This is a genomic window from Okeania sp. SIO3B5 (assembly GCF_010692555.1).
Taxonomy (GTDB): Bacteria; Cyanobacteriota; Cyanobacteriia; order Cyanobacteriales; family Microcoleaceae; genus Okeania.
In genome coordinates this window covers 1-9,427 of the sequence record NZ_JAAHHG010000401.1, presented here as the reverse complement: position 1 = coordinate 9,427, position 9,427 = coordinate 1, and the positions used below count along the sequence as shown (strand labels likewise).

At 36.3% G+C, this 9,427-nt stretch carries 7 protein-coding genes; 1 reads left to right on the top strand and 6 read right to left on the bottom strand.

The window, feature by feature from the left end:
* A partial coding sequence (locus F6K54_RS33330; protein ID WP_293087690.1) for a HEAT repeat domain-containing protein occupies window positions 1–474 on the top strand: 474 nt, incomplete at its 5' end.
* Between the two features lie 316 nt (window positions 475–790).
* Here the strand turns inward: F6K54_RS33330 and F6K54_RS33325 are convergent.
* The 6 genes from F6K54_RS33325 to F6K54_RS33300 all read right to left on the bottom strand — a co-directional run bounded on the left by F6K54_RS33325 (window position 791) and on the right by F6K54_RS33300 (window position 9,190).
* A complete protein-coding gene (locus F6K54_RS33325; RefSeq protein ID WP_293087687.1) occupies window positions 791–1,135 on the bottom strand; it encodes a type II toxin-antitoxin system PemK/MazF family toxin in 345 nt (114 codons plus the stop codon).
* On the bottom strand, window positions 1,129–1,452 hold the full coding sequence (locus tag F6K54_RS33320; protein ID WP_293087684.1) for a hypothetical protein: 324 nt from the start codon (window positions 1,450–1,452) through the stop codon (window positions 1,129–1,131). The genes F6K54_RS33325 and F6K54_RS33320 overlap by 7 nt, the downstream gene beginning before the upstream one ends.
* Window positions 1,453–2,516: 1,064 nt before the next feature.
* Window positions 2,517–5,096, bottom strand: a complete 2,580-nt coding sequence (locus F6K54_RS33315; RefSeq protein ID WP_293087681.1) for a PAS domain S-box protein — start codon at window positions 5,094–5,096, stop codon at window positions 2,517–2,519.
* Window positions 5,097–5,142: 46 nt separating this feature from the next.
* Window positions 5,143–7,284, bottom strand: a complete 2,142-nt coding sequence (locus tag F6K54_RS33310) for a response regulator (RefSeq protein WP_293087679.1) — start codon at window positions 7,282–7,284, stop codon at window positions 5,143–5,145.
* A gap of 914 nt (window positions 7,285–8,198) precedes the next feature.
* Window positions 8,199–8,435: a NifU family protein gene (locus F6K54_RS33305; RefSeq protein WP_293087676.1), complete on the bottom strand. Its 237-nt coding sequence runs from the start codon at window positions 8,433–8,435 to the stop codon at window positions 8,199–8,201.
* Window positions 8,436–8,542: 107 nt separating this feature from the next.
* Window positions 8,543–9,190 carry a DUF3386 domain-containing protein gene (locus F6K54_RS33300; protein WP_293087673.1) on the bottom strand — a complete coding sequence of 216 codons (648 nt, stop codon included), beginning with the start codon at window positions 9,188–9,190 and terminating at the stop codon, window positions 8,543–8,545.
* Window positions 9,191–9,427: the final 237 nt, after the last annotated feature.

Genomic DNA, 9,427 nt, shown 5'->3' with positions numbered 1-9,427 from the left:
AATTCGTCTCCGATCCAAATATCTCCATTATTATCGATAACAAAAGATTTTTTAGATTTACTCAAACAAAGGGTTGTTTCTGATGATAATTCGGATGTGCGACAGGAAGCGGTGCGACAAATTGCGACTGGTTGGAAAGATCGCCCTGAAATTTTTGAGTTGCTCAGACAACGACTAGAGTCTGATGAAAGTTGGGAGGTACGACGGGAAGCATTGGAACAAATAACTACTGGTTGGAAACATGAGTTGGAAAGGTTTCAAATCTTTGAATTATTTCAAAATAGTGCCCTCAATGATCCTTTTGAACGTGAATTTAGTTTTGAACACAACCCTCGACAAACAGCACTAGAAGCAATAGTCAAATATTATCCAAACCATCCGCAAACCCTGCCACTATTACAAGACAGAGCAGCAAACGACTCAGACAAAGAACTGCGGGAGTGGGCAAAAAAGAAACTGCAGCGGCCACACTGACTATGGCACGGATATACGAATTCTGTCAACTAAAAAACTTTTGACAATAAAATAAATATGTATAGTTTTGTAGGTTGGGTTGAGGAACGAAACCCAACAACAATATTAGAGTAGTTGAGTTTATCCTCCGGACAAGCTGCGCTTTTTCCTACGGAATGCTCCGCAAACATGTCGCGCAGCGAAACGCTGTCGCTCTACCCAACCTACATGAGTAGCGATCGCTTGTAACGCTTGTGTTGGGTTTCCCTGTCGCTCTACCCAACCGACAGAAGTAGCGATCGCTCTCAGGAAGCCAAACCCTCTCTCAATTATTACTTTAAAGATACATAACTAAACGCAGACCTTCATCAACTTCATCCTGCAACTCCTCTGATAAAAAACCAACTCGTTGTTCTAAAAACGACTTATCCAGAGTTATGGTTTGAGATACATTAGCAACAGAATCTCGTGGTAGTCCAGTTGCTCTTTTTGGCAACAAAACATTTCCGGGTGCTTCTGCTAAATCTAGATTTGAAGTAATAATTACCACAATGACAGTTTGAATCAAACTACGATTAAAACTATCATTCTGAACAATTAATACTGGTCTACGATAACCAGGTTCCGAACCTACGGGTTGAGGAAGTGTTACCCACCAAATTTCTCCTCTATACATTACCATTGTTCAGTTTTCAAGCTGCTAAACTGTATCATCGCCATATTCTCATCTAACTCAGAGGAGTGTTGAGTGTAAACACCATTAAGTTTTTCAGTTATCAAAGGTTCGTTAAAATCCTCCGCTATGGTGATTTTCCCTTTATCCTGGCCCAAACTAGCTAGGCGGTTAACGGTAGTGGGTTTAGGTTCAGCGATCGCCGGATAAATCGTTACTAATGGTTTTCCTTCATGGATGACAGTTAGTGGAGTTTTTGTGCGTTCGACTTCTATCAATACAGTCTGTAAGCTTTCGGCTAATTTATCGGTAGTAATTTCTGCCATTTTTAATTAAGTTTTCCTATAGTTTTCTGGTGAAAATTTTACCACATTTTTATAATGATATTGAAGCTTTAGTCGCAATTATCCAGAAAACAGTAGATAAACTAACTGCTACAGGTATTAACAAAGTAATTCTCCTCATTTGTCTGTGCGTGAGGATACAGTTTTAGTTATGCCTGAGCCTCCTAAGTTTGGGGTTTCACCTATGCTTCTGTTGGTTTTATTTTCCATTACATTGTTGGCTTTATTTTTTATTGTTTGGAGATACCTGAAAAAGAGGAAGTAGGAAATAGAGGAAATCATTGCTAGTAATTATAGGCTATTTGTTAGTGCATCAACAAAGTGTGGGATAGTTCATTAATTGATAATGGATAATTGATAATTACCTCGGGTTTTAAGTAGGTAGGTGCAAATAAACGTCACTATATAACGAAATGTTGATGCTGTCGAAACCCTTGAGATTGCTTCCTTCCACTCCGTTCCAGTCGCAATGACGTAGTTGTAAATTTTCTCACCTACCTACTTATATTATGTCCGGTTGAATACTTACACTTTAGAGTCAGGAAGGCAGGAGGCAACCCACCCCTAACCCCTCCCAGGAGGGGAAGGCAGGAGGGAAGAAAAGGTTAGAAGGGAAAAAGGTTTTTTATCACTGATTATCCGGACATGATATTAACCGCTACAGAATTGAATATAAGGAAATATTATTTCTTTGCTATTTGTAGCAAAGTTGATAATTCTATAATTAGGGCTTGCTGAAAAAGTCTTATGGGTGAGGGTAGGAGTCAGGAGTCAGGAGTCAGGAGTCAGGAGGAATGCGAGTTATAGAGTAGGTAGTCGGAAAAATGGTCTGTTAAATTTTCTATCCTAGTGAGCTTTTTGTGCTAACTTTTTGAACCTTTTTGACCTCATTTCCGGCACAATTTAAAGCCTTAAAAATTCTAAAAGCTTTATCTGTCAGTGCTTTTAGATTTAATCAGCAAACCCTAATTACTTCAATATTTAATCTCCCCCACTCCCCCACTCCCCCGCTCCCCTACTCCCCCACTCCCCTACTCCCCCACTCCCTACTCCTCATCTAATATTGGTAAGGCTACAAAAAAATTGCTACCTTCTCCTAAAGTGCTTTCTGCCCAAATTTTACCTTGATGTTGTTGGACAATACTGCGACAAATGGCTAAACCTAAACCTGTTCCTCCTTTCTGGCGAGAGTCAGAAGCATCAACTTGTTGAAAGCGACCAAAAATACTTTCTATCTTGTCAGCAGGAATACCTCGCCCTCGATCTTTAACTGCAATCAAAACTTGATAACTATGATGAATATTACAGGTAGGTGCTTTAGTGCAAGTTTTAACTGTTGAAGTGAAGCTATCGAAGCTAACGGTATGGTTTCTATCGATCAATTGTTTGCTGGCAGTTAAACAGACAGTTGTTCCTTGCGGGGAATATTTGATAGCATTACTAAGTAAGTTAGTTAAGGTTTGAATTAATTTGTCGGGACATCCCCATAACTTAGCATCCACTGGTTTAACTGACAAATTAACTCCTGCTTCCTCTGCAATAGGTTGCATTTCATTTGCTGTCTGGAGCATTAATTCAGCAATGTTACAAGTTTGTTTCAGCATTGTTACTTGCTGGGAGTGAAGACGCTCTAAGTCTAGAATATCGTTGATTAATCGTACTAAACGGTTTGTGTTAGCAATGGCAATATCTAGCATCCTGTTACCTCTTTCTGGCGCTTGATTAAGTAATCCACTTTTCAATAAAGCTAAAGCACCGTGAATAGAAGCAAGAGGAGTACGTAACTCGTGACTCACCACGGAAATAAATTCGTCTTTCATCTGTTCGACTGCTTGACGCTCTGTGATATCTTTAAATGTTACAACTGCACCAATAATTTTTCCCTGTTCTAAAATAGGTGTGCTTACATATTCTACGGGAAAATGTGAACCGTCTCGTCGCTGAATAAATTCATCAGTAACTTGGCAGACTATTCCTTTTTTTAAAGTTGTTGTAACTTGACTATCTGAGTTATTTTTTTGTACTGAAAATTTATCTTTTTCTTTGGGGTTTAATACCCCGCCGTCTACATGGTGTTGACAATTGGTTGGAGTTTGAGTCTCCATCAACTTCTTCCTTCTTCCTTCTTCCTTTTTCCTTCTTCCTTCTTCTTTGTTGTTAACTTTATCTTTTTCTTTGGGGTTTAATACCCCGCCGTCTATATGGTGTTGACAATTGGTTGGAGTTTGAGTCTCCATCAACTTTTTCCTTCTTCCTTCTTCCTTCTTCCTTCTTCCTTCTTCTTTGTTGTTAACTTTATCTTTTTCTTTGGGGTTTAATACCCCGCCGTCTATATGGTGTTGACAATTGGTTGGAGTTTGAGTCCCCATCAACTTCTTCCTTCTTCCTTCTTCCTTCTTCCTTCTTCCTTCTTCTTTGTTGTTAACTTTATCTTTTTCTTTGGGGTTTAATACCCCGCCGTCTACATGGTGTTGACAATTGGTTGGAGTTTGAGTCCCCATCAACTTCTTCCTTCTTCCTTCTTCCCTCTTCCTTCTTCCTTCTTCCTTCTTCCTTCTTCCTTCTTCAACCCCAGAAATTATCAAACTCCAGTCACTATTTACCAGCTCTTTAATTGTATAACCAGTCATTCTTGCTGCTGCTGGATTAGCAAAAGAAATTTTTCCCAATGTATCTATTCCACAAATTCCTTCTCCCGCTGAGTCTAATATTAATTTATGTTGGTAACGAAGCTGTTCCAAAGATTTTTCTATCTGCTTATGATCGCTTATATCTCGAGCAATAGTTGAAACTCCTATAATATTACCTTCAGTATTTTTGATTGGAGATATTGTTAAAGCTACATCTATATGTTTACCATCTTTTCTAATATGTACAGTTTCATAATTATTTATACTAGCTCCCGCCGCAATAGTTGCTAAAATTTGGGGTATTTCATTTGGTCTTTCTGGCACAGCTAACATGGAAATAAAACGACCTTTTACCTCAGAAATAGAGTAACCATAAATTGCTTCTGCTCCTGAATTCCAACTATAAATAATTCCTTCTAAAGTATTACCAATAACTGCATCCTTAGAGGATTCTACTATAGAAGCTAATCTAATCATTACTTTTTCTGTTTGTTTTTTCTCTGTAATATCACGCCCCAAAACAACAATTCCATTACGTTTTCCATCTTCATAAAATAACGGTACTTTAATTACGTCATAAATTTTAACGCTGCCATCTCGTTTGGGAATTATTTCTTCACCCCTAGACAAAGTTCTTTTCTTCCATGCTTCTCGATCGCTATGATGACAAGATAAAAAAGCTTCTCGATAAAAACTACTAATTTCTCCCAATTCAATATCTGATTTACCATGATAATCTACTTTTTCTATTTCAAATAATTCCAGCATTGATTGATTAGCTTCTAGCCATTGGCCCGTACCATCTTTAAAGCAGACAATATCTGGCATAGCGTTAATTAAAGTTCGGAGTTGTAAAGATGTTTTTTGATATTTTTCTACTAGCTCTTGTAGTGCTTTTTCCGCTCGTTGACGTTCCCTAATTTCTGTTTTCAATTGAGCATTAGCATTTTTCAAAGACTCTATTAAATTGGTTTTATTTTCAGTTATACTTGGCATTTTTTTTATCCTATTTTAAATTTTTCACAGTTAATTATTTGGATAATTAAACACTTATACTACGTTTAATCCGATTAAGAACACGAGTGATTAAATCAGAAGATTTAAATGGTTTACAAATATAATCATCCGCACCAGCAGCAAAAACTTGATGACAAATCATAGGGTTGTAATAAGCTGTCAGAAATATAACAGGAAGCCAATTCCAATGTGGATCGTTACGAATAACTTGACACAAATCAATTCCATTAAAATATGGCATTTCTATGTCTAAAATTAATAAATCTGGCACTGTATTTTCTAAGATTGTCCAGAAATATCGCTCATCACTCAGGGTTACAACTTTAATTCCCCACTGGGTTAGTATCTGTTGGATCGTCTCTAAAATTTGTAGGTCGTCATCTACAATCATCACAGTTGCTAAAGTCTGTTGTTTTTGCCAGATATCTAATACTATGTCTATAACTTGAGTTGCTGGTAATGGCTTTTTTAGATATGCTGATGCTCCTAGTTTAGCAATTTTTACGCGGTCGTTCAATTCACCTTTAGTATTAAGTACAACTACAGGTAGAGATGGCATCTGACTAGAAATTTTAGCTAATATTTTCTCTGAATTAGTAGCAACTTCAAGGTCAAGTAAAACTACATTAGGACAAAATGATAAATCTTGTAAACTATAGTTGAAATTCTGATTAATATAAGTATCTATATCTGTGGTTATTGAAATACTTGGAGCTAGCTTAAATTGTATTTTTTTTGTGACAGCATCCTCAACTAATTGTTTTGCGAATAAACTATCTTTTTCTATTATTAATAATAATTTACATTCTGGGGAAATAGGAATAGAATATTGACTACCGGAAGATTTTATCTGTTGATGACCACTTTGTTTTTCGTCTATATTATTATGCTGTTCTATCTTGTTGCATAGACTTTTTACTAATTTAGATAGATGCAATATTTCTCCAGGATTAAGAATTTTTTCCGCCGCCAATAAATTTTCTATTTCTCTAGCTAAATTTGAGCCATATACTAAACCAAATGTACCTAGAGAACCTGCTAACTTATGAGCTTCTTGTTGTGCTTTTCTTTGTAAATCAATCTCTAATTTTTCATTTTTTCCAGCTACCACTGCTTGTTCCAATACACCAATCCTCTCATTAATAGTTCCTTTAAATCTATCCCATATTTTACTTATGGACTCTTGCAATTTTTGTTGAGATTCCTGATATTTTTGAGGCTTTTCTTTATCTTTTATTTGATTATTCTTGACTGATAAATTATTTTGATCTTTTTCTTTTGAATTTAATACCTTGCCGCATAAACAGTGTTTACAATTGCTTGGAGTAGGAGTTTGAGTCCCCATCCACTTTTTGCTTCTTCCCTCCCCCCTTTCAAAGGGGGGCAAGGGGGGATGCCTTCCTTCTTCTTCCTTCTTCCTTCTTCCTTCTTCCTTCTTCCTTCTTCCTTCTTCCTTCTTTCTTCTTTCTTCTTCCTTCTTCCTTCTTCCTTCTTCAAATTGTTTTAACCGATAACCTAAACCATAAACAGTTTCGATTAAATTACTAGGCGCACCTACTGCTTTTAATTTATGTCTTAAACCTTTAATATGCGCTCTAACTGTATCTTCTGTAGGTGTGTCTTCAAAACTCCAAACTTTATCTAAAATTGCACTACAATTAAATATTCTTTGGCTATTGTGCATAAACAGATTGAGAATTTCATATTCTTTAGGAGTAAGATTTAACTGTTTGTTATTGTAAGTAACTTCACAATTTTCAGTATTTAAACATAAATTACCCCATTTTTTGATGGGAGAAGTAGACTCATTTCCCCGCCGTAATAATGCTCTAATTCTGGCTAAAAGCTCTTCTAAATTAAATGGTTTAACGACATAATCATCAGCTCCGGCATTTAAACCTTTTACTTTATCTTGATTGTTATTACGAGCAGTTAAAAGTAAAATAGGAATATTTTTATTAAAATAACGTAACTTCTGACATAGAGTAATACCATCTAATTTAGGCAGCATTACATCTAATAAAATTAAATCATAATTACAGGCTTGAGCCTGCTCCAAACCTGCTTTACCATCTGTGGCTATATCAACTACAAAAAGTTGTTCAGTTAAGGCATCAGCTAAAGTTTCGGCGATAAATTGATCGTCTTCTACAACTAGAATTTTCATTGATTGCCTGTTTAAATTAATTCGTAGTTATACTGTTTAGAGGAAGGAAGGCAGAAGGGAAGAAAAGGTTAAAAGGGATAAAGTTTTTTTTATCACTGATTATCCGTTAGCGTAGCTCCCCCGGAGGGGGAACATCATATTATACCATTTCTCAAAAATAATGCTATACTTGATACTGCTATCATATATATGTAAAAAAAATTACTTATATGTGCGATCGCAAAAACTATGCAGAGTATTATTATTAATACTAATTACTAAAAGTAATGCTATACTTAGGTGACATTTCAATTATTAAATAATTGATACAGGCACATCGAACCTTTTTAATAATTATTAGTTAGGAATGTGTTAATTATTCTCATGTTTACTACGACCTACAGAATAGTAATTTCAAGGAATTATTTCACATTATATAAGAAGCCAAAATTGTTGTGATATTTTTAAAGTAAATTGCCATGAGAAATAACTGATTATATTATGTAGTAATGAATTATCTGTTTTTGCAGTTAAATTTTTCAGTAAGTTTAGAGTTACTTTTTTACTTTTTTAACTCATAAATATCACTGGGGTGTAACTCAGTTTTGAATCCTAGTAGCATAAAAGAAAATATAGATAATCAGAGATTATTATAGATAATACCAGATTATAGCCAACAGTTACCGAATTATTAATAATTAATAATTAATAATTAAACAATTCGCGCCTTGAAGCCTCCCCTTTTAAGGGGAAAAAAGCGGTCTCCGGATGGATGGGTTTCCTAACCATATCCAATCAACCAAGAGAAGAAATAATATTTCCTTATTTTCAATTCCGTAGCGGTTTTAACCAGAGGTAATTATCAATTATCCATTATCTCATTATCAATTAATGAATAGCCCCTCTCACATTGCTTGTGAGAAGGGAAAACCTAACTACGCTACAGAATTTACTTCAACAATTTCAGGAATTTCTTCCCTAAGTTTACGCTCAATACCCATTTTGAGAGTCATAGTAGAACTAGGACAAGAACTACAAGCTCCTTGTAGTCTGAGATTTACTACCGGACCTTCAATTTCTACTAATTCCACGTTACCACCATCTGCCGCGAGATAGGGGCGTAATTCATCTAATACATTTTCCACGTTTTCCGAGGTTAGTGCTTTAGGCATTTTTTTCTCCTTTCTTTGTTGAATTTATGAAAATATGAGAACTATGATTATCCTAAATTAATCCTAGCTGAATTAACATTAAAATAGACCAAAAGTTCAGATTATTCCTATACAACTGCTGGTTCTAGCAATTTGATATTAGAATAGTTAAATTCGGTTATTGTTACTTGACCTTTTTCTGTAGAATTGACTACCTGGCGAGTCATTATGTAATAACTGCCAATTTTTTCATAACTGTCCTCAAACTCTAGTTCTCTTATCACTTCATTGGTTTGAGGGTTGCGGAAAATAGCGTTATAGTGAGTAGCAACAGAACCTTCTTCTGTATTCAAGCTTTTGTGAGTATTAATTACGAAAGCCATGCGGCCCATTACCCGACTAACTAGACAAATTTCCTTATCTCTAACCTTGTAATTTGACCCCATCGCATCACCCTCGACGAGAATTTCAACTGCACCAGTTTCATCCTGAACGCCCAGACTGAAGTTATTTTTACCGTGAGATGCTTCAAAGGATGAACGTTTGCGATGAGTAACTACGTCCCGCAGTTGAGTATAAACGCTTTGTTGTACTTCTTCGTCTGAGATACCTGTGACTTCTACAGTAAAGTCTGCCTTTATCGAAATTTGGCCATTGTACAGTTCTGACCCTTGTTTTAGTTCCATATCGGCACTATAACCGGGAAAATTAGAGTCCCAAGTATAACGATGTTCGTAGGCAGCTTTAAATAAATCACGAGCATTTTGTTCTGTCATAGGAACCTCTTTTTCTCAAAATTGTTTTGCGTTATTTTACCATAAAAGATTGACATCCTCCCCGGCCTGTTAGCGAAGCTCCTCTGAAAGAGGCAGGCACGGGGATTCCTACCGAGCCGTAGCTCCTCGGCGAGTTGACGTTTTGCGCTTCGCAAAGCTCCGCTAACACAGGCTGCTGCACCCACCCCTCTTGCTCCCCTCCCGGGAGGGGATGGGGGTGGGTTACGCTTGCCTCCA

Excerpts from the sequence above, each read along its gene's own strand:
- F6K54_RS33310 (WP_293087679.1), bottom strand. The coding sequence starts at position 7,284 with ATGAAAATTCTAGTTGTAGAAGACGATCAATTTATCGCCGAAACTTTA.
- F6K54_RS33320 (WP_293087684.1), bottom strand. The coding sequence starts at position 1,452 with ATGGCAGAAATTACTACCGATAAATTAGCCGAAAGCTTACAGACTGTA.
- F6K54_RS33300 (WP_293087673.1), bottom strand. The coding sequence starts at position 9,190 with ATGACAGAACAAAATGCTCGTGATTTATTTAAAGCTGCCTACGAACAT.
- F6K54_RS33315 (WP_293087681.1), bottom strand. The coding sequence starts at position 5,096 with ATGCCAAGTATAACTGAAAATAAAACCAATTTAATAGAGTCTTTGAAA.
- F6K54_RS33325 (WP_293087687.1), bottom strand. The coding sequence starts at position 1,135 with ATGGTAATGTATAGAGGAGAAATTTGGTGGGTAACACTTCCTCAACCC.
- F6K54_RS33305 (WP_293087676.1), bottom strand. The coding sequence starts at position 8,435 with ATGCCTAAAGCACTAACCTCGGAAAACGTGGAAAATGTATTAGATGAA.